Genomic DNA, 25,942 nt, shown 5'->3' with positions numbered 1-25,942 from the left:
GCGCATCACCCCTTGTGCCGCCCCAGATCCACGATGTCGCCGGGATGGTCGTGCAGCAGATGGCGCTGAACCTTCTGGGTGGCCGTCTTCGGGATTTCCGTCCGCAACTCGACGAAGCGCGGACACATGAAGGCGGGGATGCGGCCGGTCAGGAATGCCGGCAGTTCCCTCGGGTCGAAGCCGGGGCGGGGAACGATCACCGCCTTGATCTCCTCGCCGAGAATGTCGTCCGCAACGCCGACGACTGCGCAGTCCTGAACGGCCGGATGCTTCAGCAGGGCCGTTTCGATCTCGACGGGGGCGATCATCTCCCCGGCGCGCCGGATCAACTCCTTCATCCGGCCGTCGAAATGCAGGAAACCGTCGGCGTCGATCATGCCGCGGTCACCGGTATGCAGCCACAGGTTCCGCGTCGCCGCCACCGTCGCTTCGGGTTTTTTCCAGTAGCCGTCGAACATCAGGCCGGGACGGCGGGGACGGACGACGATCTCCCCCTTCTCGCCGGGAGGGAGCGGGGTGTCGTCGGCATCGACCACGCACAGCTCGGTGTCCGGCCGTGGCGCGCCGACGCTGCCGAACTTGGCGGCCTGCGCCGTGTTCATCGACACCCAGCCGCCGGTCTCGGTCATGCCGTACAGCTCGCGCACCGCAAGGCCCAGCCGCTCCTCGATCTCGCGCCAGACGCCGGGGGGCGCGCCGCCGCCGACCGCCCAGCGCAGGGAATGGCCGCGCTCCGGCCCGGTCAGCCGCTTGGCGAGGATGCTCAGCACCGTGCCGACATAGGTGAAGCCGGTGGCGCCGTAACGCCGCGCATCCTCCAACAGCCGCGACGCCGAGAAGCGCGGCAGCAGCGCAATGGTTGCCCCGGCCCGCAGGCAGGACATCACGCCATACATCTGCGGGTTGGCATGGAACAGCGGCAGGAACAGCAGGATCCGGTCCTCGTCCGTCAGCTCCAGCGCCGCCGCCATATGCTCGCCCGCCAGCTCGTAGCAGGCGTTCGGGATGACCGCCCCCTTCGGCAGCCCGGTGGTGCCGGAGGTGTAGAGGATGGCGTTGGCCGTGCCGCCGGGCAGGGCGAGGCGGCGGCGCGGAGTCCACTCGCGGCCGGACGCCGTCTCGAAGCGGTCGTTCATCGGCAACAGCGCCGGAGCGGAGGCGGGCAGGGCGGGGAGAAACTCCTCTTCGGCGATCAGCAGGGAGGCTTCGCTCTGTTCCAGCAAATAGCGCAGCCCCTCGCCGACCAGGGCGGTGTTGAGTGGAACCGTGATGGCGCCGAGTTCCGACAATGCGAACCATGCGACGAGAAAGCCGGGCCGGTTGCCGACCATCATTGCCACGGTCTGGCCGGCCGTCACGCCCTGCGTGGCCAGCCGCTCGACGGCGTTGTCCACCAGCGCCACCATGGCGCCGTAGGTGATGGTGCGGTCCCCGAACAGCAGGAAGGGACGGTCGGGCGTGGCGGCGGCGCGGGCATAGAGCGGATCGGCGATCACGACAGCGCCTCCTGCTGCCGGATCACATGCTGTTGCAGCCGCTTGGCGATGGTGTTCTTGAGGATTTCCGACGATCCGCCGGCGATTTCGTAAGCCTTGGCGTCGCGCAGGTACCGTCCGAAGCGCGCCGATTCCATGACGCCGTAGGCGCCGCAGATCTGCACGGCGCGGGCGGCGGTATCTGTGGCGACCCGGCTGGCAAGCAGCTTGGCCTCGCTGCCGAAACGGGCGATGTCGTCATGGTCGTCCAGCTTGCGCGCGGCTTCGTAGGTCAACAGCCGGGCGGCGTCGATTTCCGCCAGCATGTCGGCGAAGTACCATTGGATTCCCTGGAAATCGAGAATTTTGCGGTCGAAGGCGCTGCGCCCGGCAGCAAAGGCCAGGGCACCGTCGAAGGCAGCCCTCGCGATGCCGAGACTGATGGCGGCGGCCATGGTCCGCGAATAGTCCAGCGTCGTCACCGCCTGGCGTACGCCCTTGCCCTCCACCCCGATCAGATGATCGGCAGGCAGCGCCACCCGATCCAGCACCAGATCGACGTGCGGACCGTTGCGCAGGCCGAAGGTGGCGGCGTTCGGGCCTTCCTCCGTCGATACGCCGTCCATGCCCTGGCGGACGAAGAAGGCAGACACGCCGACCGGCGTTTGCGCCAGGATCACATAGGCTTCTGCCGCCGAGCCGGAGGTGATGAAGGACTTGCGCCCACTCAGGATCCAGCGGTCGCCGTCGCGCACCGCTTTGGTGTCGAGGCTGCGGATGTCGCTGCCGTGGTTGGCCTCGGTGAGGGCGTAGGAGGTGATGAGTCCGCGGCCGAACTCCGGCAGCACCGCCCGCTTCAGGCTGTCGGCGCCGAACAGGTGGATGATTGTCTGGGCCTGCAGGATGGTGATCAGGCTGATGCCGACGGCGGCGCTGGCGTAGGAGGCTTCCTCGAACAGCGCCGCGCAATGGGCGAAGCCCAGACCGCGCCCGCCGAGTTCCTGCGGCAGGGTCAGGCTGGTGTAGCCCCGACGGGCCAGTTCCTTAATCGCCGCCACCGGATAGATGTCCTCGCGATCGACGGCGTCGGCGTCAGGCTCCACATGCTCGGCGACGGCGCGCCTTAGCGGAACAAGGAAATCCGGTTCGACCAGATCGGTCCACAACGCTGTCGGCAGCTGCATCGGCCATGTCCTCCCTTTGGATCCTGTCGGCATCGACGCCGGTCGTCGGCTCAATGCGGCCGAACGAGCCGGTCCGTCCCCCACGCCTTTTGTTCGATGTGCTGATCGTTGACATTTTCCATTGAACGCGTTTGCATACGATAATATGGTACCGATATATCGGCTGTACATCAACAGTATCTTCGATTCAGAACCGAGGGAGGATGCCATGAGGCTGACCGATGCGCAGATGGCGGAGTATGAGGAGCGCGGATATCTGGTGTTTCCCGACCTCGTGTCGCGCGAGGAGGTGGAAATCCTGCGTCGCGACCTGCTGAGGGTGACGAGAAATGAAGCCGAAGGGGTGATCCGTGAGAAGAGCGGCACCGTTCGGACGGTCTTCCGCGTCCACGACGAACGCAGCCCGACCGCCTCGCCGCCGTTCCAGGCTTTGGCGACGCTGCCGCGGGTGATCGATCCGGCGCGCCAGGTGCTGGGCGACGAGCCGGTCTATGTCTACCACACAAAATGCAACCTGAAGGACGCGATCGACGGCGCCATCTGGCAGTGGCACCAGGATTACGGTTATTGGAAGACCGACGGCGTCGATCGGCCGGATATGACCACTTCGCTGCTGATGCTGGACGAGGCAACGGAGATCGGCGGCTGCCTGTATTTCATCCCCGGCAGCCACAAGCTGGGCCGGCTCGATCCTGAGATGGACGAAACCACGACGTCCTACAAGCTGTGGACCGTGCCCAAGGATCAGGTCATCGACATCATGCGCCGCTTCGGCGACCCGGTGGCGATCACCGGCAAACCGGGCACTGTGGTGCTGTTCCATCCGAACATCGTCCACGGCTCCGGCCACAACATGTCGCGCCATTCGCGCTGGCACATCTACACCGTCTACAATCAGGTCTCCAACCGGCCGCATGGCGTCGAAAATCCCCGCCCCGAATGGGTGGTGGCCCGGAACTGCGAGCCTCTGCAGACCGGTAGCGACGACGGCATCCTGCGTTGGGCCGAGGCCGGAATCCGACGGCCGGCGGCGGAGTAGGGTGGATGGCGGGATCGACCTTCCAGGCGGCGGTGCTTCGCGAGACGGGAGCGCCGCTGTCCATCGAACCGCTCACCCTGGCGCCGCTGGAGTCGGGCGATGTGCTGATCCGCATGCATGCCGCCGGCCTGTGCCACACCGACCGCGAGGCGATGACCGGAGCCTTCGCGGTGCCGCCGCCGGTGGTGCTTGGCCATGAGGGCGCTGGCGTGGTCGAGGCGGTCGGCTCCGCGGTGCAACGGGTGAAGCCGGGCCAGCATGTGGTGTGCACGATCTACGCCGCCTGCGGCCAATGCTATTACTGCCGCCATGACCAGCCGATGCTGTGCGACATGGTGGTGCCCAACCATCGCGCCGCCACCCTGTCGGCAGGCCGCAAGCGGCTGCGCGATGCCGCCGGGGCAGAGGTCGGCCATTTCCTCAGCGTCTCGTCCTTCGCCGAATATGCCGTGGTGCCGGAGGCCGCGGCGATCCCGGTGCCGGACGAAATGCCGTTCGACCGTGCCTGCCTGCTGGGGTGCAGCGTCATCACCGGCGTCGGTGCGGCGCTGCGCGTCGCCCGTGTCGGCCTGGGCGACAGCGTGGTGGTGGTCGGCTGTGGCCCGGTCGGGCTGAACGTCGTGCAGGGGGCAAGGCTGGCCGGAGCCGGGGCAATCATCGCCGTCGACCGCCGCGCCGACAAGCTGGAGCGCGCCAGCGCTTTCGGCGCCACCCACACCATGCTCGGCGGCGAGGATCTGGCCACCCAGGTGCGCGCAATCACCGGCGGGCGCGGGGCCGACCACGCCTTCGAGGCGGCGGGCGTCATCGGTTCGTTACAGGATTCGGTGAACTGCACCCGGCCGGGCGGCAGCGTCACCATTCTCGGCAAAACCGATCCCAACCGTCTGGTCGAGTTGCGCTTTGGCTCGATCAGCGGCGAACGGCGCATCCTGCGCTCCAGCCTGGGCGGGGCGAAGGCGGCCGACGATTTCCCGGCCTATGCACAGGCTTATCTCGACGGCCGCCTGCGTCTGGACGAGCTGATCGACCGGCGCCTGCCGCTCGGGTCTATCAACGAGGCCTTCGAAGACGTGGAGCGCGGCGACGTGATCCGCGCCGTGGTGGTGATGCATGAGTGACGATACGGACGAAAGCGCTGGCAAGGTCCGGCTGGAACGCCGGGGCGCCGTCGCGATCCTGACGCTGGACGCGCCGAAAACCCGCAACGCCGTCACCGATCCACCGGTGTTGAACCCGCTGGTGGCGACGCTGGAGGAGATGAGAGACGACCGCTCGGTGCGCGTGCTGGTGGTGACCGGCGCCGGCAAGGCGTTCAGCGCCGGCGGCAACATCCATGACATCCGTGACCGGCGCGGCATGTTCGGCGGCCCCGCCGACCAGGTGCGCAACGCCTACCGCGACGGGGTACAGCGCATCCCACGCGCCATGGCTGCTCTCGAGATCCCAGTGATCGCGGCGGTGAACGGCCCGGCTTATGGCGCCGGCTGCGATCTGGCCTTCATGTGCGACCTGCGCATTGCCGGGGAGTCGGCACGCATCAGTTCAAACTTCGTCAAGCTGGGGCTGATTTCCGGCGACGGCGGGCTGTGGTTTCTGACGCGCGTCGCCGGACCGGCCGTCGCCGCCGAGTTGGCCTTTACCGGACGGGCCGTCGGCGGGGTGGAGGCTGCGGCCCTGGGGCTGGTTTCCCGCGTGGTGCCGGACGCCGAGTTGATGCCGACGGCGCTCGCTCTGGCGGAGGAGATCGCCGCGAATCCGCCGGAGGCGGTTCGGATGACCAAACGCATGCTGCAGCAGGCAGGCCGGGTCGACCTTTCCACCATGCTGGACATGGCGGCGGCGTTGCAGGGCATCTGCCATGCGGGAGAGGAATCCCGTCTGGCCATCGCGGCGACGATGAAGCCGGCCACTTAATTCTGTGCATTTCAGCCGCTGTAAGGATCGGCGTCCAACGACCGACCCGCCAAGAGTAAGGCTTCAGACAACCAGACGATCACCTGAAAAGGGAGGGACGATCCATGATGAAACTCGTGTCCCACGGGTTCCTGGCCGCCACGGCTGCCGGCATCGCGCTGGCGTTCGGCACGCTATCCTGGCCGGCCGCGGCCCAGACGACCACCACTCAATCTGCGCCTGCCAAGAAGGCGACCGGCCCCATCCGCATTGGCGTGCTGACCGACCTGTCCGGCTCGCTTGCCGACCTCAGCGGCAGCGGCAGCCTCGAGGCGGTGAAGATGGCCGTGGAGGATTTCGGCGCCTCCGTGCTCGGCCGTCCGGTGGAGGTGCTTTCCGCCGACCACCAGAACAAGGCCGACATCGGCGTGCAGATCGCCGCCGACTGGTACGACAACAAGAATGTCGAGGTGGTGATCGACCTGCCCAATTCGGCGGTGATGCTGGCGATCCAGGAACTGACCCGGCGCAAGAACAAGATCGTCTTCGGCACCGCCGGCGGCTCATCGGACTTCACCGGCAAGGCCTGCTCGCCCAACGGCATCCACTGGGTCTACGACACCTATGCGCTGGCCGCCGGGACCGGACGGACCATGGTGAAGCAGGGCGGCGACAGCTGGTACTTCATCACGCTCGATTATTCCTTCGGCCTGTCGCTGGAGCGCGACACCGCCGCCTTCGTCACCGGGGCCGGCGGCAAGGTTCTGGGCTCGGCCCGCCATCCGCTGAACAGCGCCGACTTCTCCTCCTACCTGCTGCAGGCACAGGCGAGCGGGGCCAAGGTCATTGGGCTTGCCAACGCGGGCGGCGACCTGATCAACACCGTCAAGCAGGCGGCGGAATTCGGCATTACAAAGCAGGGCCAGAAACTGGCCGGGCTGTTGATGTTCCTGTCCGACATCCATGCGCTTGGCCTGGAGACGGCGCAGGGGTTGGTGCTGACGGAGGCCTTCTACTGGGATCAGAATGAGGAGACCCGCGCCTTTTCCAAACGATTCTTCGACCGGACCGGCCGCATGCCGACCATGGTGCAGGCCGGCAATTACGGTGCGATCACCCATTACCTGAAGGCGGTGAAAGCGGCCGGCACCATTGATGCGCCGACCGTGATGAAGACGATGCGCGACACGCCGATCAACGACTTCATGACCAAAAACGGCCGCATCCGCGAGGATGGCCGGGTGTTGCGCGACATGTATCTGTTCGAGGTGAAAACCCCGGCGGAATCCAAAGGTAAATGGGACTATTACAAGCAGTTGGGCGTCATTGCCGCCGCCGATGCGGCCCGTCCGCTGGCGGAGAGCGAATGCCCGCTGATCCGCAAATCCGCCGACGCCGGCAAACCGTAATAGGACGGGCAAGTTTGCGGCGCCTGTACCCGCTTGCGTCCTCCGTCCCGGCGCGCTAAAGCCAGGACGAGGGACGCAAGCGGGCGTCGGGTCGAACCGGCGGCAATGGATGAGGGGCGACAGGGTGACGGAGCCGGCCAGTCAGCAGATGGGGCAGCAGGCGGGTGCCCAGACCGAAGCCGGATCGATGGCCGATCAGGCCTATGCCGCCATTGAGGAGCTGATCGTGTCGGGCACGCTGCCGCCGCGCAGTTTCGTGTCGGAGAAGCAGGTCAGCACCCAACTCGGGATCGGCCGCACCCCAGTGCGCGAGGCGCTGAAGCGGCTGGAACTGGACGGCATGGTGACCATCGTCCCGTCACGCGGGATCATGGTCACCGAGGTGGACGTGAAGCTCCAACTCTATGTTCTGGATGTGCGGCGTGAGCTGGAGCGGCTGATCGCCCGGCGGGCCGCCCGCTTCGCCCTGCCGGCCGAGCGGGAGCGCTGCCGCAGCATCGCCGACGAGATGCTGGAGGCGGCGCGCACCGGCGACGGTATGCGTTTCATGCATCTCGACCAGGAGGTAAACCAGCTGCTCGATCAGTGCGCCCGCAACCCGGTGGCGACCCAAACCATCCGGCCGCTGCGGTCGCTGTCCCGCCGCTTCTGGTTCCAGAACTACCATGTCCATACCGGCAGCCTGGAGGATGGAGCCAAAACCCATGCCGACCTGATGCTGGCGATCCACCGCGGCGACGCTGATGAAGCGGCGGCGGCCTCCGACCGGTTGATGGCCTATGTCGAGGCCTATGCGCGCGAGACCCTGCGCTACCCGTTCGACGGCCACGCGGCGCAATAGGGCGGCCCGGCAAGGCCATGCAGCAGAGGTGACGCGGCGACGGCTCAGCCGATGCTGGCGCGGACGACTTTGATGCACAAATTGGCGCGAGAGCGGAGTTCACCGGCGGTCAGTGGTGCTCAGGCGACCTTGCGGGTGGTCGGCATGCCCAAGCTGGTCATCATGTTCATGACATTGCAGCCGACGGTGGGCTCGACCTTCTGGGCAGGCAGAGTCCGAGCACGGAGGCTGCGCCCGATCAGTTGCTTGTAGCGCATCATGGCCACCTCGTCCAAGGAGCGGTGGCCGTAGTGGACCGCCCGCTGCCAGCCCAGCCGACCACGCTCGTTGATCAGCTGGATGTGGCGGTCACGCTGCGTGGGGGCGCCCTCGGCCGTGTCGCTCGGCACCAGCGCTCGAGCGCGGCGGGATGATCACCTCGGCGTCGGGTGTGTGGGCGGCGACGGCGCGGTAGACGGGCTCGCCGTCATAGGCGCCGTCGGCCAGCACCGTGCCGATCGGACGGGCGATCTGGTCGAGCAGTGGGCCGACCAGCAAAGTGTCTCCCTCTTCGTGGGACGTCAACGCCGAGGCCGGGATCTCGTCAGTATCGGGATTGACCGCCAAGTGCAGCTTTCTCCGCGTCCGGCGCGCCGTGCCGCCGTACTTTTCGAGGTGACAATCGCCCTTGCCGAACACCTTCAGCCCGGTGGAATCGATGACCACCGACACCGGCCCGTCCGTCCGGGCCAGCGCCGACGCGACCTCCAGGTTGGCACTGCGCCGGGAGAAGGTCGTGTGATCTGGAACTGGCAGTTCCAGTCCGAGCAGGCGCATCAGCGAACCCAGCAAGCCTTCGGTCTGGCGCCACGGACGACCAAAGGCGAGGCGCAGCATCAGCCCGGTCTCGATTGCCAAGTCCGAGTAGCGGGAAGGCCGGCCACGCCGCCCCGTGGCGGGCGGCGTCCACACGGCGATCGCCTCCGGCGTCACCCAGAGCGTCAGGTCGCCGTGCCGGCGCAGCGCCGCATCGTAGTTCGACCAGTTCTCGATCCGGTAGCGCGCCTTCGGGATTTTGTGGCGACGGCTTTCGTTGGCCTTGTAAGGCATCGGGCTCTCGGCTTCAGCGGGACGCCTCTATACCCGCCAGAACCCTCACACCGCCAGCCCCCGACGATTTATGCGCCAACGTCTATGCGAGTCCCTTCTTCGCGCCCTGCTCAGTCCTCGTCCTGCCACCTGCGCAGTTCAGTCTGGTCATGATAGGGCATACGGTCCGGCGTGGTGATGAATTCCATCGTCGTGCCCCAGGGCATGCGGCAGTAGCAGACCTTGTTTCCAGGACCCTTCTCGGTGGCATAAGGAATTGCGCGCGGCGCTGTGAGGGGTGTGCCACCAGCCTTCTCGAAGCGCTCGACTGATGCGTCGATGTCGTCGGTGTAGAGAGCGAAGTGCGTGATGCCGAAGTCACTCGCCTGGATCGGCTCGGCTTGCTCGGGGCCGTGCATTTCGAAAAGCTCGATATCGGGTCCGGTTCCGATCTTGACCATCGCCTGCGCACGAACAACCGTTCCGGGGAAAGCGCCGACGGCCCGCTCGAATTCGGGTCCCTGCCGCGGCGGATCCTGCGGTCCGAAGGATTGGTAGATCACTTGGCCGCCAAAGGCTTTCACCAGGAACGATTTTGCCGCTTCGATGTCGGGCACTGTGATGCCGATATGATTGACGCCGCGAATGAGAGGTGCGGTCATGACAGTCTCCTTGATTTTGTCTATCCATCGCGACCGCTTCGGGCGCAATTCGCCCGCTGCGTCGCGATCCGCCCGGCCCGCGACGGCGCGGGCGCAGAGTTTCAGTTGGCTTTGAGGAAATCGACCAGGGCGGCCGCGACTTCGTTGGGCCGCTCATCCGCGACATAGTGGCTGCACCGCGTGATCGAGCCACCGGTTACATGACTGGCAAACTCTTTGAGCATCGGCACCATCTGCGCACCGAACCGCTGGTCCCCACCCAGACCAAGGACCGGTATCTCGAGGGGGTTCTTCTTGTACTCAAGAGCAGCCGCATGATCGGTGGCGAGGGTGCGATACCATTCCATGCCGCCGCGCGTTCGGCCAGGACGAGCCATCGCCTTCGCGTAGATCTCGATGTCCGCCGGATTGAAGGTGCTGTGATCGTAGAACCGCTCTGCCATGAAAGCCGAAACATAGTCACATTCACGGCCATGGATCAGGCGTTCGGGTAGATCCCGGTTCATATGGAAGCTGAAGTGCCAGAGCCTCGCGGTCGTCGCCTCCCATTCGGTCCAGCCGGGAAGCGGAACGTCGAGGACGGCCAGGTGGGTAACAGCCTTCCGATAGATGGCGGCCTGCGGCAAGGCGACCATTCCGCCGATGTCATGTCCGCACACGGCGTAGCGTTCATGCCCAAGGGCAATCATGACCTCGTGCGCGTCGCGGGCCATCGTTGCCTTGTCATAGCCGTCGAGCGGGCAGTCGGAAAAGCCTGCGCCGCGCAGATCGATGGCCACCACGCTGAAATGCTCGGCCAGCAGCGGCATCACATTGTGCCATTCCCACCATGTTTCCGGCCAGCCGTGAAGCAGAAGGATCGGCGGACCTGAGCCTCCCGTGACAGCGTTGATCTTGATGCCATTCACCGGCACCAGCTGCTGGGTAAACCCCTTCAAAGTTGCGATCATAATCGCTTTCCGGTCGATGTTGACGTTTGAACAGAGCTTGCGGCCGGCGCTCAGGGCTGATCGAAATCGGTGGCGATCGAGACGTCGCGCCAAGCGTCGATATCGCTGCGGAACGCAGCCAGCTTTCGCTCGGCGATCGCGTGCGCGATGGGGCCGAGTGGCAGATGAAGCGGGGTGTCATCGGCGTCGACTGCCTGCATGATCACCGTGATCGCCTTGTCGGGATCGCCCGCCTGATTGCCGTTGTTGGTTTCGCGATAGTGCTTGCGCGAGCTCGCGGTGTATTCCGGCATCTCGTTGGTCACCATCCTGATGGAACGGCCAAGGAAATCGGTGCGAAATGGCCCAGCTCGACGGTCAGCACGCGGATGCCGAACGGCGCCAGCTCGCTGGCGAGCGCTTCGGAAATTCCTTCCACCGCGAACTTGGCGGCGTTGTAATAGCCTCCGCCTCCGCCTCCGCCTCCGCCTCCGCCTCCGCCTCCGCCTCCGCCTCCGCCTCCGCCTCCGCCTCCGCCTCCGCCTCCGCCTCCGCTGCCCGCGATGCCGGCGCCGGAGGACATGCTGACGATCGTTCCGCCCGAGTGTCGCAGGACGGACAGGGCGGCTCTGGTGGTTTCGATCAGACCGAAGACGTTCACCTCGAACATCGGCCGATATTCTTCAGGCGTGCCTTCTTCGATTGCGCCGAACAGTCCGTAGCCGGCATTGTTCACGAGCACGTCAAACCCGCCGAATGTCTCGACCGCCGTTGCGGCCGCTGCCTTGGCTGCGGCCGCATTCGTCACGTCTAGCGGCGAGGTGATCATGCGGCCGCCGAAAGGCTCGGCCATTTCTTCGATCGCTTTGACATCGCGGGCCGTCGCGATGACCTGATCGCCGCGTTGTGCCGCGGCGAGCGCGAGGCGTTGTCCGAAGCCGCTTGAGCAGCCGGTGATGAGCCAAGTCTTCATTCGGTCTTCTCCGGGTTGCTTTCGGACGAGGCCATGCTGTCGCCGCCGCGAACCGTCATGTCGGCCATGATCGACCAATCCTTCTTTCCGAAGCCCGCCGAGACGGCTTTGCTGAGCCCCTCGCGGACAGCTTCGAGCATCGGGAGCGTGCGTCCGATCTCGTTGCCGGCCTCAGTCGCGAGACGCATGTCCTTAAGCGCGAGTTCGGCTTTGAAACCCGGCTTGAACGACCGTTCCGTGATCTGCGCGCTGTAGCTCTCATAGGCGCGACCCGAAAAAAGGGTGCCCAAGATGAGTTCGAAGAAATCCGCACGGTCGAGGCCGACGCTCTCGGTCAGCACGACACCCTCAGCCATCGCCTCGATAGCCATGGCGATCATCATATTGCAGGCGAGCTTCGCCGTATTCGCCAGAGCAGGATTCTCCCCCAACTTCCAGATCTTTTTGCTGAGTGAAGCGAGCAGCGGCTCGATCGCGGCAACTGCATCGGCCTTCCCGGCCGCCAGGATGTTAAGCTGGCCACTCGCCGCTACGTTCGGTCGTCCGAGGACCGGTGCGGACACATAGCCAAGGCCTGCCTCTTCGTGCAGCAACTCCAGTTCCCGCGCGAAAGCGACCGAGATCGTCGAGGTGACAACATGGGTCAGCCCTGGTTGCGCGCTTGCCAGCAGGCCGGCATCGAGGATCACCTCCCGAATGGCAGGGTCGTCGGATAGCATCGTGAAGACTGCGTCAGCCTGGAATGCATCCGCCGCGCGCTTGACCAGCGTTACCCCGGGAATGCTTTCCTGTGCGACCTTGCTGCGGTTCCAGGCCCGCACGTCATGGCCGGCCTTCACGAGGTTCAGGGCCATTGCCGAGCCCATATTGCCGAGACCGATGAACCCGATCTGCATGTTCTTTCTCCTGTTGTTCAGATGAGGGCTGTGCGCGGGATCGGACGCAGGCTGCCGGGCGATCGTGAGGCCGAAACCTGCGCCGACAGGTTGGCCAGCATCGGCGCACGCCCCGCTGAGCGCGTAGAAGACACCGCCGATCACGGTGACGCCGGCCGGGGCGCAGACCTGGAGAGATCAGCGGCCCCCGCAATCGACAGGCACCGCTGTGCCGTTCAGAGCGGCTTCACGATGTTGCGTTGCGGTTTGATGGCGGTGACGATGTCGACGTCAGCCATGATCTGGGCGGCTTCCGGCGACCTGAGCGCCGCTTCCATGGCGGCTTCGTCGCGGAGGTTGACGACCCCGACCGCGATCAGCCCAGCACCATCACCTTGCGGGAAGAACCTTCCGGCGCTGACCAGCCCATAACGTCCCCAGCTTTCCCGGACGAACGGGAGGTGCAGGTTGATCCAATGGTCGCGGTCGAATGGCGTTTTTCTCATCGCCCGCATAGGTCACCAGCATCGTGATCATCGTCGAAGTCCTCATTTGCGCGTTTCGAGGCGGGCTGCCGCGTTCCGCCGCCCCTCAGGAAAATCCTCTCTGTTCAGTCCGGACGAGCTTCCCTTGGGTGCCGCAGCCAGGGTCACGTTTCCTTCACCCAAGCGGCGGCCCGCATGGATCTGGCGGGTCCGCAGCAGGGTCCACCTCCAAACGATGAGAGCAATCTAGGCATTTAGATTTGTTCCGTAAGTGACATAACTGTACTCTCGGCGTTCAATTTTGTGTGGGTCGGCATGATGGAATGGAGTGATGTCAGAGTCTTTCTCGCCATTGCGCGATTCGGTACGCTCGGTGCCGCCGCGCGTTCCCTCCAGACAAGCCATCCGACCGTCGGTCGGCGCCTCCGCGCACTTGAGCAGGCGATCGGTCACACGCTCTTCCAGCGCACCGCGGACGGTCTTGTTCTGACAGAAGAGGGCCGTGGGATCATCGCGCTGGCGGAGCAGATGGAAGAAAGCGCGCTGGCGATGGAGCGCCGGCTTGCGGGGCAGGAGCAGAATCTCAAGGGCAATCTGCGCATTTCATCCGCGGACTGGTTCGGGGCCTATGTCCTGCCTCCCATCCTGGCGGATTTCTCGAAAGCCCACCCCAATGTCGACGTCGAGATCCTGACGGGCACGCGCCAGTTCAACCTCGCCCAGCGGGAGGCCGACGTCGCTTTTCGTATCGTTCCGTTCGACACTGCTGACATTGTTCAGCGACGGCTCTTCCGCCTTGAGTATGGCGTTTACATCGCGGAAGAGGCGCAGGAGCCGAAATATGGCGATGGGACCGGTTTCCGGCTGATCACCCACGACACGTCCACGGGTCATTTCCCTGACATCGCGTGGCTCATCGAGAGTTTCCCCAACGCGAGACCGGTCTTGCGATCGAACAACCGCAACGTCCAGGGGCGCATGTGCAGGCAAGGCGTCGGCATCGCCGTCCTGCCCCGCGTGGTCGGCAATCAGATCCCGGGTATCCGCAGACTGGAACTGCCGACGCCGCCGCCGGCGCGAGACATCTGGATGGGCTATCACCGGGACCTACGGCGTCTTCAGCGTCTTCGTGCGTTCATCTCGACCGTATCGGACCATCTTGTGAATGGGACCGCATGATGTGCGACCCGGAGATGATTCAAGGTTGCCCGAGAAATTCCAAGATCGTTGCAGTCGTCTCGGCCGGTCGCTCCTCGCGGATCCAGTGCCGGGTTGTCGTGAATTCCATCATCGTCGCATGCTGCGCGTAACGATCAAGGAAGGCCTTGAGCAACGGTGTGCTGATCCCGTGGACGTCAAGCTTGGCGCCGGACCGGTGGTGATGACGCCTCCCGGTCCAGACAAAGTGACTATTGGTCTGTTGGCCCTGAACGATGTTCAAAAGGTGCCGATGGCCACAGGATCAAACGCATGGATCAACGATGAACTGGCCGGCTGCCGCCTCGCCGACGAACGACTGAGCTACCTTTTGGGCACGTTGCTCGATCAGATGGCCGGGGCGATGGGTGGCAGCATCCTTCTGGCTTGCCAGGACTGAGCCAACACGAAGGCGGCCTACCGATTCTTCGCCAACGACCGCGGAAGTGAAGAGGACATCCTCGCCGGCACTTTCGACTCGATACGCCGGCGTATCGCCGCGACCACCGGCCCCCTCCTGGTCATTCAGGACATTACGGAGTTCTCCTCCCAGCGCGAGCACCCCGAGAAGATCGGCCAGACCGTCTGGATGAACAGCGGTCAAGATCAGGATGACCGGTTTGGGATGCACACCGTGTGTGGGTTGCTGAAGCACGCCAGCCTAGCGGTCACGACTGAGGGCCTGCTGCTTGGCCTGGGCGCGGTCGAGTACTCGACCCGCACCAAGTTCAACGGTACCGCCCCCCTCAAGAGGAGGATCACCCGACGCGGATTCCGATCGAGCAGCAGGAGAGCGTCCGCTGGTTGGAGTACCTGGGGCGAACTACGGAGCTGTTCGGCGATCTGGGACGTTGCATCCATGTCGGCGATCGCGAGAGCGACATTTACGAGTTGTTCTGCTTGACCCAGGAGTTGGGAACACAATTCCTGGTCCGCATCTGCGTCGACGGGCTCGCCCTCGAAGGCGACACCACCGTCGACGGAATATCCGCCTAGCGTCCGCCCGACTTCAGCACATGGACAATTCCGCTAATTACACGGAGATCATCCATGCGCGGCTTGCCTCGGGTGTCGCGCGGAAGGTGCGGCTCACGCCACCCAAACTGCTCCATCGTCAACCAGAACTTGCCATTGCGCATCACAACGCCCCTTTCCAGGGCTTTGCGTCACAACGATTCCCTGCGGGAAAGGCTCTTTATGGGTCCGGACCCTTAGGCATCACTTGGCGGCTTGGGTATTGGGCCGGCTCTGCCCTGGGAGACCGAGCACCAAGCCGTCCTGGTCGACGGCGCGCCATAGGTAATGTTGGACCCGGGGATCAGGTTCGCGTCTCATCCCGCTGCCATGCCCAGCGCACCTCTGGCTCGCCACACCCACGTATTATGTGACAATACCTGTTGATACGCATGCATCGAGTTCGCGTTGACAGGATACCTACTAGTTGGTAGGTAGAGATATGAGGAACACATCGACCAGAGCCGACGACATCCTAAGCTGTGCGCGCTCCCTGATCACCAGGGGCGGCTACAACAGCTTCAGCTACGCCGACATCTCCAAGGTCGTCGGCATCCGCACCGCGAGCATCCACCACCATTTCCCCGCCAAGGCGGATCTGGTCCGCGTGCTGGTTGCGCAATACCGACAGGAGGTCGAGGCCGGGCTTGTCGAACTGGAGCGGAACGTCTCTGATCCCCTCGAACAGCTTCGCGCCTATCTCGGCTACTGGGAGGGGTGCTTCGCCGACACGACCGACCCGTTCTGCGTCTGCGCGCTGCTGGCGGGCGAGAGTCCGGTGCTTCCCGAAGCAGTCGCTCTCGAAGTGCGGGCGCATTTCCGCAAGCTCGCAGACAGGCTCACCTCCGTCTTTGAGCGAGGCGCCGCACAAGGCCGTCTCCGGCTGGTCGGAACCGCCAGGAGCGATGCCGAACTGTTCATGGCCGGCGTGCATGGCGCGATGCTATCCGCTCGCGCCTATGGCGACGCCGCAACCTTCGGAGCGATAGCCCGTACTTTGCTGCAGCGAATCGTCGCTTGAAGACGGCACTTCGCCGGGAGATTGAACGCATGCCTGTTTTACCTATCGATTGATAGGTAGATATGGCGGCGTCGCCGAGTAGCCTGCTTTGCCTCACTGGATAAGGAAGGAAATCCTTCATGCTCGGAATTTCGCCGCTTGGCTGGGCCCATACGCTCGGCAGCCTGCCGGCCATTCCCATGGCCTTCTATATGCTTGCCCGCCATGGTCGGATCGTTCCCCGGTCCAAGGCGGGCGCCGTCTATTTCGTTTCCATGCTGATCGGCGCTTCGACAGTTCTCCTCGTGGCACATCAGCCGGTCAGCTACGCCATCGGCGCCGTGACGATCCTCCTCCTGCTCGCGGGCTATGGGGTCAAGGGAGTTGTTGGGGCGGGGCGCTCGGCCGGATACATCGAGATCGTTTGTCTGAGCGTGAGCGCGTTTCTTCTGCTGGTGCCGACCGTCAGCGAAATCCTGCGCCGTGTTCCGGACGGCCACCCATTGGTGACTGACCTGAAGTCGCCACTGCTCCTTGGCGCCCAGGGTTGCTTGGCGGCTATCTTAGTGGTCGGCCTGACCGCCCAACTCCTCCACTTAGCAAGGCAGGGCAGGGCGGCCACGAAGTAGGAGGCCAACGGAATGATCTTGCCCCGGTTCGGTAGACGCGGGTTCACGCGGATTGTAGCTCGGCTCGTTCGGGCGTTGTATAGCCGACGGCCCTATGTGTGCGCTGTCGTTTGTAGTAGGTCTCCATGTAGGCAAATACCTCTCGGCGGGGCATTGTCACGGGAATAGAGCCGGCGTGCAGAACCCCCTAAATTTGTGAGAAGCTGTTTGCAGCAGCTATGCGCTGACCTCCTGGGGAACGAGCCGCTTTAGGCGCCGTGCAAGGATCGAGATAAAGGCAATTCGGACGAAAGCGATGAGGTGCTCCTTCGTCCGCTCGACGATGGTGTTCAATCGCCGGTAGCGACTGATCCAGCTAAAGGAGCGCTCCACCACCCAGGCGATCTCGGTGGCGATGAATACCCCCTTGCGGCCGCGGGCGATCGGCCGGACTGTGATGCCGAACGCTTCCGCGGCTTTGGCCAGACGTTCGCCGCGATAGCCGAGATCGTCGATGGCCGGCCCTTGGAAGCCACGTCCGGCGAACTGGCGCAGCTCCGGCACGATGCCTCTGGTGTCGTGTACATTGGCCGGCGCGGCGTCGATGGCCAGCGGCAGGCCGTACTTCTCCACGGCGATGCTGACCTTTACGCCGCAGATCTTCTAGCCGCCGTCCACGCCACGCGCGAAGCAACTCGGAGCCGCTGGGCTTCGAGGTGTCTTACGAGCCGGTCCGGCATTGTGTGGTGAAGTTCGGGCTGGCCATCGCCGGCAACCTGCGGCGTCTCCGGCTCAAGCCCAGCCCGCGCTGGTATCTGGACGAGATGGTGTTCAGGGTCAGCGGAAAGCTGATGTACTTGTGGCGGGCTGTCGATGACAAGGCGAGGTGTTGGAGGTGCTCGTCCAGCGCCGGCACGATAAGTCGGCAACCCGCAAGCTGATGTGTAAACTGCTGGAAAAGCACGGTTTCGCGCCCACCCAGGTCACCATCGACAAGCTCCAGTCCTACCGGGCCGCCTTCCGCCAATTCGGTCTGACCGCCCACCATGAACAGGGGCGGCAAACAAACAACCGCGTCGAGGTCTCACACCAGCCGGAGCGGCGACGAGAGCGCAAGATGCAGCGGTTCAAATCAACGCGTTCCGCCCAGCGCTTCGCCTGTCTGCATGCCGCCGTCTAAAACACCTTCAACCTCCAGCGCCACTTGGTCTCCCGCCTTGCCCTGCGCACCTTCCGGGCGCAGGCCGTGGCCGACTGGCAGGCCGCGACCGCCGCGGCGTGAACCAGTTGCGAAGTTCGCAAGCTCTACTTGCCAACTCAGTTGCCGTGACAAAGCCGATGGAACCCCTTCAGGCTCCCGCATCCTGTTGCTTGTATAGGATTTCCAGGCAATCCAGATTCTCGTGCAACTGGCGAAACAGATCGCCGGGATCGCCGGACGTCTTGCGCTGATCGTCCGACCGCAATAGGCCGTGCACTGCCAGATCCGCTAAAATCCCAGCGACCTCCCTGGCCGTCTTGCGCCCGCCCTCATGAAACCACCACGTCGTCCAGCTGCACATGCCGATCAGCGCGAAAGCGGCGACGCGGGCGTCGACGGGACGGAACACGCCCTGCTGTATCCCTCGTGCGATTTGCGCCGTGAAATGGTCGAGTACGGCCCGCTTGGATCGCTCGTGCACTGCGCGCACGTCGGGCGGCAGTTCCACCTCAGTCCGATCGACGACCCGGAACTGGAGGGCGTGCGAGAGGAGAAGCTCCACATGGCCGCTCACCATCGAGCGCAACACCTCGACCGGATCGTCGTCGGTGCGGGCTGAGAGCATGGCGGATTGCCGATCGCTGACAACGGTGACCTCCTCCACCAGCGAAGCCAGCACCTCCTCCTTGCTTTTGAAGTAGTAGTAGAGCGCTGTGCGCCCGACATTCAGCGCGTCCGCGATGTCCTGGAAGCTGGTGCCCGCGAAGCCGCGTTCGGCAAATAGCTTCGCCGCCGCGTCGAGCACGCTCTGGCGCAGCAGCGCCTTCCGGCCGGTTTCCGCTTTGGCCGATGTTCTGCCCACCCCGTCCTCCTACCAGGTTTCTCCACGCAGCAGGATGGGAGGTTTTGACGCATACGTCAAATTTTTGAAGCGTTGACAGACGAGCATTTTGGTACCCGGCGGCATCGAAGCCTTTGAAAACATTGCGCTGAAAAGCAATGGCCACATCGCAGGTGCGGCAAAACGCGCCTTGACAGGAATTTCCGCCTATTGACGGTACCGTCAATTATTCGTCACGATGTCAAATATGCAGAGCGGGCAGCGTCAGTGAGTAGCCGTGCCGGCCTGCCTCAAGACCAACATATGGGCGGATCACGCCGCCCTCCAAAAGGGAGACGATGGACATGCCGGCTTCGGGCACACCCACGCCTGCCGCACATCAGGCTGCGGATCAGGCGGCGACGGCGGGATTTCTCAACACCGATTGGAACCCACGCGACCTTCCTGACGGCACGCTGACGCGCAACGTGGCGCTACGCACGGCCGATCGGGCGGCGACGGGGGGCACGCTTTATGTCCGCGGGCGCAGCGACACGGTTGTGTGCATCATGCACCCGCGGGAATTCATGGCCTGCCATTACCTTGTCCCGGACATCGTAGAGGCCGGATTCGCGGCTTGGTCCCAGTCGCCACGCTCCGTCGGCAACGACAGCCGGCTTGAACACGAGACGGCTCTGTTCGACGTCGCCGCTGGGCTGTCCTTCCTGCGCGCCCAGGGATTCCGCCGCATCGTCCTGCTCGGCAACTCCGGCGGCGGCAGTCTCTACGGCTTCTATATGCAACAGTCGCAACTGGCGCCGGAGCGGCGGATCGCCCGCACGCCCGGCGGCCGGCCGACCAACCTCGCGTCGCTCGACATGCCGGTGGTCGACGGGCTGGTGCTGGTCGCTCCTCACCCCGGCCAGGGCATGCTGTTGATGGGCTGCATCGACCCGTCGGTGACCAACGAAGACGACGCGCTGTCGGTGGAGCCCGCCCTTGACCCCTTCAGCCCGGCGAACGGCTTCGCGGAGCCTCCGGGACCGTCCCGCTATGCCCCGGACTTCGTTGAGCGCTACCGCTCCGCCCAGAAGGCCCGGGTCGCGCGCCTGGACGAGCGGGCGCGTGCCCTGATCGCGGAACGGCTGGCGGCGCGCAAGCGCGCCAAGGAAACCGGCAGCGTTGACGACCGGCGGCGCGGCGCCCACACGCCGCTGATGACCGTCTGGCGGACCGACGCCGACCTGCGTTGCTTCGATTTGACCCTCGATCCTTCCGACCGCGGCTACGGCACGCTGTGGGGGCGGGATCCCTTCGCCTCCAACTACGGCGCGGTCGGCTTTGCCCGCGTCTGCTCGCCGGAGGCGTGGCTGTCGACGTGGTCAGGCTTGTCATCCAACGCCGCCCTATACAAGACCGCGCCGGCCATCGAACAGCCGTTGCTGCTGGTCGAGTACACCGGCGACGTCTCGACCTTCCCGTCGACTGCCGCGGCTCTTTTCGACGGCTTCGCCACACGACACAAGACCCATCTGCGCATCCGCGGCGACCACCACGGTCGGGCACTGATCCCGGAAGAGGAGCCGGGGCGCTACGCCGCCGGCCGGGCGGTCGGCGACTGGCTGCGCGACCATTTCGGCGGCTGAGCGCCACGAACGATAGGATTTCAAGGAGACCAGCATGCTTGAACAACCCGCGACGCGGCTCCGCCTGCGCGGCGTGGACCATACCGCCCGCCCGACCTGGAAACTGCGCGAAACCGTGGAGTTCTACCGCGACAAGCTGGGCCTGCCGCTCGTCCATGTCATCTCGGCGCGCGGTTGGGGCCCGGCCACCCATCCCGACTTCCTGCATTTCTTCTTCGACAGCGGCAACGGCAGCACGATCGCCTTCTTCTATTATCTCGGGTCCGAACAACCGGAGGCGCTGGTGGGGCGCGCATCGATGCCGCCACTGCCGGACGATCACGTCTTCGACGCGACCCACACCGCCTGGCTCGTCGACAGTGAGGAGGAACTGAAGGGCTGGAAGCGGCGCCTGGAAGCCGAAGGTCTGACAGTCTCGGTGGAGACCACGCACGAGGTGATCGAGTCCATCTACGTGCGCGATCCCAACGGCTATTTCGTGGAAATCACGCGCAAGCTGCGGCCGCTGAACGCCATCGATTCCACCGATGCCGCCCTGACCCTGCGGGCCGCTCTGGACGCGGAGGATGCCGCATCCACCGAAGGCCGGCGCGTCGTTGCCATCGACGAGGTCTGGGCACGCAAGTCCACGTTGCTCAATCCGGACGGCGGCAACGCGGCGGCGGTCAGCATCTTCGTGCCGCGGCTGGAGGAATTCGCCAGCCTGACCCGCGCGGCCCGCGGGCGCGACGACTGCACCGTCACCGCGCTGGACACCCACGACCGCATCGATGCCGCTGGGCCGGTCGAGTTCCAGCGTCGTGCGCTCGGGCTGAAGCCGGCGGTCTGGTACGGACTGTTCACCGGCGGCATCTGCGGTCGGATCGAAATCTTCGACCGCGACCGCGTCGTCATCGCCCCCGCTGCTTAGCCGGCTTGCAATTTAAAACGCATTTAGGGGAGGACAGAGATGACAGGAATCCGCAATCCCATAAGCGGAGTCGTCTACACGCCGGCCGATCAGGCCGATCGATACCTTGCCGACGGGGCCTGGATCCCTTCCACCGTCGGGGACGTGCTACGTGCCACTGCAGCGCGCCATCCTGACAAGCCGGCTTTGATCAGCGACGAGCGGACCGTTACCTTCGCCGAACTGGACGGAGCGAGCGACCGGTTGGCCGCGGCGCTGCTGGCGCTGGGCCTTGCCACCGGCGACCGCGCGATTTTCCAGATGGGCACAACGATCGAGACGGTAATCGCGCTCGCCGCCTGCTTCAAGGCGGGGATCATCCCCGTCTGCACGCTGCCGCAGCACCGCGAGGTGGAGATCGGCGAACTGGCCCTGCAAAGCGGAGCCCGCGGCTATTTCGTTCAGGCGGATTTCAGCCGCTTCGACCTCGTCGGCTTTGCCGCGTCCATGATGGAACGGCACCACGGCCTGGATCATCTCGTGGTTGCGCGGGGTGAGGCGTCCGCCGGACTGGCGCTGGAGGATCTGGTCGCCGCCGTTCCGGCGGAAACGGCGCGCGACCGGCTGGCCGACAGGCCTTTTGGTCCACAAGACGTCCTGACCTTCCAGCTATCCGGCGGCACGACCGGACTGCCCAAGATCATTCCGCGCTTCCATGCCGAATATCTCGGTCACGTGTGGCACCTGATGGGGCTCTACGGGATGACGGCGGACAGCCGCATCCTGTGGTCGCTGCCCCTGCTGCACAATGCCGCCCAGGTTTATGCGCTGATGCCGATGATGCTCGGCGGGGCGACCGTCGTCCTGATGCCGAGGGTCGACATCCGGCGCATGCTGGAGCTGATCGAGGCGCACAGCGTCACCCACGCACTGTCGGTCGGCCCCATCGCACCGCAGCTGATGGGCTATGCGGACATCCGGCGGCACGACCTGTCCTCCCTCCGCCTGTTCGCGACGATGAGCCGTGCCGACAAGCTGGAGGAGCACATCGGCGTGCCCTGCTCGAACCTTTACGGCATCACCGAAGGGTTGCTTCTCGGCTCGCCGGCGGACGCCCCGACGGAGCGGCGGTACCGCACGCAGGGCACCTCCGGCTGCCCGTTCGACGAGATCCGGCTGCTCGAACCGGGAACTGAGACGCCGGTGCCGCCCGGCCAGATGGGCGAACTGTGCTTTCGCGGCCCGTCCAGCCTGCGCGGCTACCTCGGCAACCCGGCGGCCAACGCTACGGCCTTCACATCCGACGGCTTTTACCGCACGGGCGACATCATGACGGCGCATGTCGTGAATGGGCAGACCTGCTACGCCTTCGAAGGGCGCCTGCGCGACAACATCAACCGCGGTGGCGAGAAGATCGGCTGCGAGGAGGTGGAGGCCTATGTCAGCCGCCATCCCAGCGTCGCCGACGCCAAGCTGGTCGCCATGCCCGATCCGCTCTACGGCGAGAAGGGCTGCATCTTCATCATCATGCGACCAGGCATGCCGGCTCCGAACGTGCAGGAGTTGGGCGCCTTCCTGACCGGTTGCGGGCTTGCGAAATACAAATGCCCGGAGCGCGTCGAAATGCTGGACGAGTTCCCCCTCACCCGCGTCGGCAAGCTGGACAAGCCGGCGCTGAAGACACTGATCGCCGACAAGTTGGCGGCTGAAACCACGGCAGGTGCGGCATGACTCTCAACGATTTCACAGCAACGGAATACATTGTCGGCACCACCCCGCTGGTGATCCGCCGCTGCGTCAAATGGGGGGAGTGCGATCCGGCCGGAGTCGTCTACACGGTCACCTTCAGTGAATATGTCATCTCGGCCGCGGAGCTGTTCTACGGCAGCCTGTTCGGCACCACCCCGCAGCGCGCCAAAGACGAGCAGGGGTTCGGCACTCCCACCCGCGCGCTCGACTTCGACTTCCGCCGGTCGCTGCGGCCGGACGAGGTGTTCGAGATGACCGTCACGGTCGCCGAGATCCGGAACCGGACCTACGTGCTGCGGATCTGCGCCCGCACACTCGATGGCGACATCGCGTTCCTGGCGCATCTGACCCCGGTCTGCGTCGCCCGCGGCGAACGCCGCTCCATCGACATCCCCCCGGCATTCCGGCAGGCGTTGGAACGCTACCGCGTCGCCTGCGCGGCAGAAGGAGGCCCGGCATGAAGATCACCATCATCGGGGGCGGCCCAGCCGGCCTCTATTTCGCCCTGCTCGCGAAGAAGCACGACCCGGCGCACGACATCCAAATCTTCGAGCAGAACCCGCGAGGCGCCACCTACGGCTGGGGTGTGGTCTTTTCCGACGTCGGCCTTTCCTTTTTGAAGGAAGCAGACCCGGACTTCTTCGCCGAATTCACCGCCGGGCACGAGTGCTGCGACTATATGGAGATCGTCCACCGCGATACCCGCGTGCAGATCCAGGGCAATCACTTCTCCCGCACCGCCCGGCTCGCCATGCTGGAAACGCTAGAGCACGCCTGCCGGCGGGTGGGGGTGGAGATCCGCCACGGCGAACGCATCACTGACATCGATGCGCTGGCGCGTGACGCCGACCTGCTTGTCGGGGCCGACGGCGCCAACAGCGCGGTGCGCCTGCACTACGCCGAACAGTTCCGCCCCAGCTTCGAACGGCGACGCAACAAGTTTGCCTGGTACGGTACACGCCAGCGCTTCCATCCCGTCTCGCTGATCTTCCGCGAAACCGCGGCGGGCGTTTTCATCGCTCACAGCTACCAGTACAGCCCGGAGTTCAGCACCTTTCTGGTCGAGGTCGCTCCGGAGACGTGGCTGCGCGCCGGCTTTGACCGGATGAGCGAGGAGGAGAGCAGCCGCGCCTGCGCCGAAATATTCCGTGCCGACCTTGGCAGCAACCCATTGCTGACCAACCGGTCGCACTGGTTCGAGGCGAACGTCGTGCGCAACGAGCACTGGCACCACGGAAACGTCGTGCTTCTGGGCGACGCGCTGCGCACCGTGCACTTCTCGCTGGGATCCGGCACCCGCATGGCCATGCAGGACGCCATCGCGCTGCACCGTGGGATCGTCGACCACCCCGACGACCTGCCCGCCGCCTTCGCCGCGTTCGAAGCGCAGCGCCGCCGGTCCTCCTCCAGCTTCCAGGGAGCCGCGGCGCGCAGCCTGGACTGGTACGAGACGGTGGCCGGCAAGCTCCACCTCGACCCCGTCGACTTCGCCTACGACTACATGCGGCGTACCGGACAGGTCAGCCACGAGGATTTGCGCCGCCGCGATCCGTACTTCACTGCCGCCTACGAGGCGCAGAACAACGACGAACCCCTGGGGAGGACGGCATGAACATGGTCAGCGTCTCCGACGTCATCGGGCGCAGCCGGCTGGGCGGCCTGCAATTGCGCGTCGTCGCGCTCTGCACCTTGTGCATGATCGTCGACGGCTTCGACGTCCAGGCCATGGGCTACGTGGCGCCGGCGATCATCGGCGACTGGGGCATCCAGAAGGCGGACCTCGGCACCGTATTCGGCGCGGCGTTGCTGGGCATGACCCTGGGTGCTCTGGTCATGGGCATGATCGCCGACCGGTTCGGTCGCCGCCCGGTGCTGATCGCCGCCATGCTGTGTCTGGCACTCACCAGCTTCGCGACCGCGCAGGCCGCCAGCGTCGAGGAGTTGCGATGGATGCGCTTCCTGACGGGCCTGTGCATGGGTGCGATCGTGCCGAACGCCGTGGCGCTGGCCGGGGAGTTCAGCCCGGTGCGGGTGCGCATCACCCTGATGATGGTCGCCTCATCCGGCTTCATCCTCGGTGGAGCCGTGGGCGGGGTCGTCGCCGGCCTGCTCATCCCGGCCTATGGCTGGCATGCGGTGTTCCTCGCCGGTGCAGCCGCCCCGCTGCTGTTGGGCGTGGCGATGCTCGCCCTGCTGCCGGAATCGCTTCAATACCTGACGGTGAGGGGGCGGAACCTGGAGCAGGTGCGACGCTGGCTTGCCCGGATCGAGCCGGGCCTGGCCATGCGCGACGACACGATCCTGGCTGCGGCCGACCGTCCGGCGCGCGGTGCGCCGATCCTGGAGCTGTTCCGCGGCGCGATGGCGGTGGCGACTCCGCTGCTGTGGCTGCTGAACTTCATGAACCTGCTTGCCGCCTATTTCCTCGCCAACTGGCTGCCCGTGATCATGACGGAGGCCGGCCATCCCGCTTCGGCAGCGGTGCTGGTGGGAACGATCTTCTGGGTCGGCGGACTGGTCGGCAACCTGCTGCTCGGTTGGCTGGTCGACCGGCACGGCTTCGGTCCGACGCTGGCGATCAATCTGCTGGCCGGCGCACTCGGCGTGGCGCTGATCGGGCAGGTCTCTGGTTCACTGGGAGTTGCGGGCGTGGTAATCGCGGTGGCCGGCTTCTGCATCCTGGGGGGACAGTCCGCGCTGAACGCGCTCGCCGCCGCCTTCTACCCGACACCGGTTCGCTCGACCGGTGCGGGCTGGGCGCTTGGCATCGGCCGGCTCGGGTCGATCTTTGGGCCGGTCATCGGCGGGGAACTGATGCGGCTGAACTGGTCCACCGCGGACCTTCTGGTGGTGGCCGCCATTCCGTGCCTGATCGCACTGGCCGGCAACCTGCTGCTCTGGGCGCTTGGCCGGCTGCCGCGCACGGCCGGCAGCACTGCCGGCGCGCTTCCCCCGCAACCTGCCCGATCTCGCACCTGAGGA

27 protein-coding genes and 2 pseudogenes are annotated in these 25,942 nt (G+C 65.2%); 17 read left to right on the top strand and 12 right to left on the bottom strand.

Going from position 1 to position 25,942, the window contains the following annotated elements; all coding sequences use genetic code 11:
- Positions 1–5 precede the first annotated feature (5 nt).
- Positions 6–1,496 carry a class I adenylate-forming enzyme family protein gene (locus tag ACCD06_RS22140; RefSeq protein ID WP_413343558.1) on the bottom strand — a complete coding sequence of 497 codons (1,491 nt, stop codon included), beginning with the start codon at positions 1,494–1,496 and terminating at the stop codon, positions 6–8.
- Positions 1,493–2,659, bottom strand: coding sequence for an acyl-CoA dehydrogenase family protein (locus tag ACCD06_RS22135; RefSeq protein WP_413343556.1), 1,167 nt, complete (start codon positions 2,657–2,659; stop codon positions 1,493–1,495). The genes ACCD06_RS22140 and ACCD06_RS22135 overlap by 4 nt, the downstream gene beginning before the upstream one ends.
- 208 nt (positions 2,660–2,867) lie before the next feature.
- On the opposite strand from ACCD06_RS22135, the gene ACCD06_RS22130 reads away from it, so the two are divergent.
- The 5 genes from ACCD06_RS22130 (at position 2,868) to ACCD06_RS22110 (ending at position 7,844) form a co-directional block, all read left to right on the top strand.
- Entirely contained in the window at positions 2,868–3,698 is an 831-nt protein-coding gene (locus tag ACCD06_RS22130) for a phytanoyl-CoA dioxygenase family protein (protein WP_413343554.1), read from the top strand.
- Positions 3,699–3,703: 5 nt separating this feature from the next.
- Entirely contained in the window at positions 3,704–4,819 is a 1,116-nt protein-coding gene (locus tag ACCD06_RS22125; RefSeq protein ID WP_109072853.1) for an alcohol dehydrogenase catalytic domain-containing protein, read from the top strand.
- Positions 4,812–5,615, top strand: a complete 804-nt coding sequence (locus ACCD06_RS22120; protein WP_413343552.1) for an enoyl-CoA hydratase-related protein — start codon at positions 4,812–4,814, stop codon at positions 5,613–5,615. The genes ACCD06_RS22125 and ACCD06_RS22120 overlap by 8 nt, the downstream gene beginning before the upstream one ends.
- 104 nt (positions 5,616–5,719) lie before the next feature.
- On the top strand, positions 5,720–7,003 hold the full coding sequence (locus ACCD06_RS22115) for an ABC transporter substrate-binding protein (RefSeq protein WP_136702782.1): 1,284 nt from the start codon (positions 5,720–5,722) through the stop codon (positions 7,001–7,003).
- Between the two features lie 109 nt (positions 7,004–7,112).
- Positions 7,113–7,844 (top strand): GntR family transcriptional regulator, encoded by a 732-nt coding sequence (locus tag ACCD06_RS22110; protein WP_413343549.1) that lies wholly within the window; start codon positions 7,113–7,115, stop codon positions 7,842–7,844.
- A gap of 119 nt (positions 7,845–7,963) precedes the next feature.
- Here the strand turns inward: ACCD06_RS22110 and ACCD06_RS22105 are convergent.
- The 7 genes and pseudogenes from ACCD06_RS22105 to ACCD06_RS22075 form a co-directional block, all read right to left on the bottom strand.
- A pseudogene (locus ACCD06_RS22105) lies at positions 7,964–8,933 on the bottom strand (IS5 family transposase).
- A gap of 110 nt (positions 8,934–9,043) precedes the next feature.
- A complete protein-coding gene (locus ACCD06_RS22100) occupies positions 9,044–9,574 on the bottom strand; it encodes a VOC family protein (RefSeq protein WP_413343547.1) in 531 nt (176 codons plus the stop codon).
- A gap of 101 nt (positions 9,575–9,675) precedes the next feature.
- The gene (locus tag ACCD06_RS22095; RefSeq protein ID WP_413343545.1) at positions 9,676–10,524 is read right to left on the bottom strand and encodes an alpha/beta fold hydrolase; all 849 of its coding nucleotides are present in this window, start codon (positions 10,522–10,524) and stop codon (positions 9,676–9,678) included.
- Between the two features lie 50 nt (positions 10,525–10,574).
- On the bottom strand, positions 10,575–10,817 hold the full coding sequence (locus tag ACCD06_RS22090; protein ID WP_413343543.1) for a hypothetical protein: 243 nt from the start codon (positions 10,815–10,817) through the stop codon (positions 10,575–10,577).
- An 8-nt stretch (positions 10,818–10,825) separates the two neighbouring features.
- A complete protein-coding gene (locus tag ACCD06_RS22085; RefSeq protein WP_413343541.1) occupies positions 10,826–11,476 on the bottom strand; it encodes an SDR family NAD(P)-dependent oxidoreductase in 651 nt (216 codons plus the stop codon).
- A complete protein-coding gene (locus ACCD06_RS22080; protein ID WP_413343539.1) occupies positions 11,473–12,516 on the bottom strand; it encodes an NAD(P)-dependent oxidoreductase in 1,044 nt (347 codons plus the stop codon). Before ACCD06_RS22080 ends, ACCD06_RS22085 begins: the two co-directional genes overlap by 4 nt.
- A 71-nt stretch (positions 12,517–12,587) precedes the next feature.
- Positions 12,588–12,866: an EthD family reductase gene (locus tag ACCD06_RS22075; protein WP_247871334.1), complete on the bottom strand. Its 279-nt coding sequence runs from the start codon at positions 12,864–12,866 to the stop codon at positions 12,588–12,590.
- A gap of 285 nt (positions 12,867–13,151) precedes the next feature.
- On the opposite strand from ACCD06_RS22075, the gene ACCD06_RS22070 reads away from it, so the two are divergent.
- The 3 genes from ACCD06_RS22070 (at position 13,152) to ACCD06_RS22060 (ending at position 15,029) form a co-directional block, all read left to right on the top strand.
- Positions 13,152–14,015 carry a LysR family transcriptional regulator gene (locus ACCD06_RS22070; protein ID WP_413343537.1) on the top strand — a complete coding sequence of 288 codons (864 nt, stop codon included), beginning with the start codon at positions 13,152–13,154 and terminating at the stop codon, positions 14,013–14,015.
- 25 nt (positions 14,016–14,040) lie between these two features.
- Positions 14,041–14,433 (top strand): transposase DNA-binding-containing protein, encoded by a 393-nt coding sequence (locus ACCD06_RS22065; RefSeq protein ID WP_413343535.1) that lies wholly within the window; start codon positions 14,041–14,043, stop codon positions 14,431–14,433.
- A 404-nt stretch (positions 14,434–14,837) separates the two neighbouring features.
- Positions 14,838–15,029 (top strand): hypothetical protein, encoded by a 192-nt coding sequence (locus tag ACCD06_RS22060; protein ID WP_109072861.1) that lies wholly within the window; start codon positions 14,838–14,840, stop codon positions 15,027–15,029.
- Here the strand turns inward: ACCD06_RS22060 and ACCD06_RS22055 are convergent.
- Positions 15,029–15,172, bottom strand: a pseudogene (locus tag ACCD06_RS22055) (IS5/IS1182 family transposase); the annotation flags it as partial. The gene ACCD06_RS22060 and the pseudogene ACCD06_RS22055 overlap by 1 nt on opposite strands.
- Before the next feature lie 317 nt (positions 15,173–15,489).
- Here ACCD06_RS22055 and ACCD06_RS22050 point away from each other — a divergent pair.
- Together ACCD06_RS22050 and ACCD06_RS22045 are read left to right on the top strand one after the other, a co-directional pair.
- Entirely contained in the window at positions 15,490–16,068 is a 579-nt protein-coding gene (locus ACCD06_RS22050; RefSeq protein ID WP_413343533.1) for a TetR/AcrR family transcriptional regulator, read from the top strand.
- Positions 16,069–16,187: 119 nt separating this feature from the next.
- Positions 16,188–16,676, top strand: coding sequence for a hypothetical protein (locus ACCD06_RS22045; protein WP_413343531.1), 489 nt, complete (start codon positions 16,188–16,190; stop codon positions 16,674–16,676).
- A 216-nt stretch (positions 16,677–16,892) separates the two neighbouring features.
- Here ACCD06_RS22045 and ACCD06_RS22040 read toward each other — a convergent pair whose 3' ends face one another.
- Entirely contained in the window at positions 16,893–17,315 is a 423-nt protein-coding gene (locus ACCD06_RS22040) for a transposase (RefSeq protein ID WP_413344077.1), read from the bottom strand.
- Positions 17,316–17,541: 226 nt separating this feature from the next.
- Between ACCD06_RS22040 and ACCD06_RS22035 the strand changes: the two genes are divergently transcribed.
- Positions 17,542–17,835 (top strand): DDE-type integrase/transposase/recombinase, encoded by a 294-nt coding sequence (locus ACCD06_RS22035; RefSeq protein ID WP_413343529.1) that lies wholly within the window; start codon positions 17,542–17,544, stop codon positions 17,833–17,835.
- 169 nt (positions 17,836–18,004) lie between these two features.
- Here the strand turns inward: ACCD06_RS22035 and ACCD06_RS22030 are convergent, their stop codons facing one another.
- Positions 18,005–18,718, bottom strand: coding sequence for a TetR/AcrR family transcriptional regulator (locus ACCD06_RS22030; RefSeq protein WP_109072866.1), 714 nt, complete (start codon positions 18,716–18,718; stop codon positions 18,005–18,007).
- Positions 18,719–19,035: 317 nt separating this feature from the next.
- On the opposite strand from ACCD06_RS22030, the gene ACCD06_RS22025 reads away from it, so the two are divergent.
- The 6 genes from ACCD06_RS22025 to ACCD06_RS22000 are packed head-to-tail and all read left to right on the top strand — an operon-like array spanning position 19,036 to position 25,939.
- A complete protein-coding gene (locus ACCD06_RS22025; protein WP_413343526.1) occupies positions 19,036–20,322 on the top strand; it encodes a hypothetical protein in 1,287 nt (428 codons plus the stop codon).
- Positions 20,323–20,356: 34 nt separating this feature from the next.
- A complete protein-coding gene (locus ACCD06_RS22020) occupies positions 20,357–21,232 on the top strand; it encodes a VOC family protein (protein ID WP_109072867.1) in 876 nt (291 codons plus the stop codon).
- Positions 21,233–21,271: 39 nt separating this feature from the next.
- Positions 21,272–22,942, top strand: a complete 1,671-nt coding sequence (locus ACCD06_RS22015; protein WP_413343524.1) for an AMP-binding protein — start codon at positions 21,272–21,274, stop codon at positions 22,940–22,942.
- Positions 22,939–23,421 carry an acyl-CoA thioesterase gene (locus tag ACCD06_RS22010; RefSeq protein WP_413343522.1) on the top strand — a complete coding sequence of 161 codons (483 nt, stop codon included), beginning with the start codon at positions 22,939–22,941 and terminating at the stop codon, positions 23,419–23,421. The genes ACCD06_RS22015 and ACCD06_RS22010 overlap by 4 nt, the downstream gene beginning before the upstream one ends.
- Entirely contained in the window at positions 23,418–24,572 is a 1,155-nt protein-coding gene (locus tag ACCD06_RS22005; protein ID WP_413343520.1) for an FAD-dependent monooxygenase, read from the top strand. Before ACCD06_RS22010 ends, ACCD06_RS22005 begins: the two co-directional genes overlap by 4 nt.
- Positions 24,569–25,939: an MFS transporter gene (locus ACCD06_RS22000; protein ID WP_413343518.1), complete on the top strand. Its 1,371-nt coding sequence runs from the start codon at positions 24,569–24,571 to the stop codon at positions 25,937–25,939. The genes ACCD06_RS22005 and ACCD06_RS22000 overlap by 4 nt, the downstream gene beginning before the upstream one ends.
- Positions 25,940–25,942 lie beyond the last annotated feature (3 nt).

It is taken from the genome of Azospirillum sp. CT11-132, from assembly GCF_047302835.1.
In the GTDB taxonomy this organism is placed as follows: domain Bacteria; phylum Pseudomonadota; class Alphaproteobacteria; order Azospirillales; family Azospirillaceae; genus Azospirillum.
The sequence above is the reverse complement of the archived record's forward strand: the minus strand, read 5'-3'. Positions and strand labels throughout refer to the sequence as shown.

Excerpts from the sequence above, each read along its gene's own strand:
- ACCD06_RS22005 (WP_413343520.1), top strand. The coding sequence starts at position 23,418 with ATGAAGATCACCATCATCGGGGGCGGCCCAGCCGGCCTCTATTTCGCC.
- ACCD06_RS22075 (WP_247871334.1), bottom strand. The coding sequence starts at position 12,866 with ATGCGGGCGATGAGAAAAACGCCATTCGACCGCGACCATTGGATCAAC.
- ACCD06_RS22130 (WP_413343554.1), top strand. The coding sequence starts at position 2,868 with ATGAGGCTGACCGATGCGCAGATGGCGGAGTATGAGGAGCGCGGATAT.
- ACCD06_RS22085 (WP_413343541.1), bottom strand. The coding sequence starts at position 11,476 with ATGAAGACTTGGCTCATCACCGGCTGCTCAAGCGGCTTCGGACAACGC.
- ACCD06_RS22050 (WP_413343533.1), top strand. The coding sequence starts at position 15,490 with ATGAGGAACACATCGACCAGAGCCGACGACATCCTAAGCTGTGCGCGC.
- ACCD06_RS22000 (WP_413343518.1), top strand. The coding sequence starts at position 24,569 with ATGAACATGGTCAGCGTCTCCGACGTCATCGGGCGCAGCCGGCTGGGC.
- ACCD06_RS22015 (WP_413343524.1), top strand. The coding sequence starts at position 21,272 with ATGACAGGAATCCGCAATCCCATAAGCGGAGTCGTCTACACGCCGGCC.
- ACCD06_RS22010 (WP_413343522.1), top strand. The coding sequence starts at position 22,939 with ATGACTCTCAACGATTTCACAGCAACGGAATACATTGTCGGCACCACC.
- ACCD06_RS22115 (WP_136702782.1), top strand. The coding sequence starts at position 5,720 with ATGATGAAACTCGTGTCCCACGGGTTCCTGGCCGCCACGGCTGCCGGC.
- ACCD06_RS22120 (WP_413343552.1), top strand. The coding sequence starts at position 4,812 with ATGAGTGACGATACGGACGAAAGCGCTGGCAAGGTCCGGCTGGAACGC.
- ACCD06_RS22110 (WP_413343549.1), top strand. The coding sequence starts at position 7,113 with ATGAGGGGCGACAGGGTGACGGAGCCGGCCAGTCAGCAGATGGGGCAG.
- ACCD06_RS22020 (WP_109072867.1), top strand. The coding sequence starts at position 20,357 with ATGCTTGAACAACCCGCGACGCGGCTCCGCCTGCGCGGCGTGGACCAT.
- ACCD06_RS22025 (WP_413343526.1), top strand. The coding sequence starts at position 19,036 with ATGGACATGCCGGCTTCGGGCACACCCACGCCTGCCGCACATCAGGCT.
- ACCD06_RS22090 (WP_413343543.1), bottom strand. The coding sequence starts at position 10,817 with ATGCCGGAATACACCGCGAGCTCGCGCAAGCACTATCGCGAAACCAAC.
- ACCD06_RS22125 (WP_109072853.1), top strand. The coding sequence starts at position 3,704 with ATGGCGGGATCGACCTTCCAGGCGGCGGTGCTTCGCGAGACGGGAGCG.
- ACCD06_RS22135 (WP_413343556.1), bottom strand. The coding sequence starts at position 2,659 with ATGCAGCTGCCGACAGCGTTGTGGACCGATCTGGTCGAACCGGATTTC.
- ACCD06_RS22100 (WP_413343547.1), bottom strand. The coding sequence starts at position 9,574 with ATGACCGCACCTCTCATTCGCGGCGTCAATCATATCGGCATCACAGTG.
- ACCD06_RS22095 (WP_413343545.1), bottom strand. The coding sequence starts at position 10,524 with ATGATCGCAACTTTGAAGGGGTTTACCCAGCAGCTGGTGCCGGTGAAT.
- ACCD06_RS22070 (WP_413343537.1), top strand. The coding sequence starts at position 13,152 with ATGATGGAATGGAGTGATGTCAGAGTCTTTCTCGCCATTGCGCGATTC.
- ACCD06_RS22045 (WP_413343531.1), top strand. The coding sequence starts at position 16,188 with ATGCTCGGAATTTCGCCGCTTGGCTGGGCCCATACGCTCGGCAGCCTG.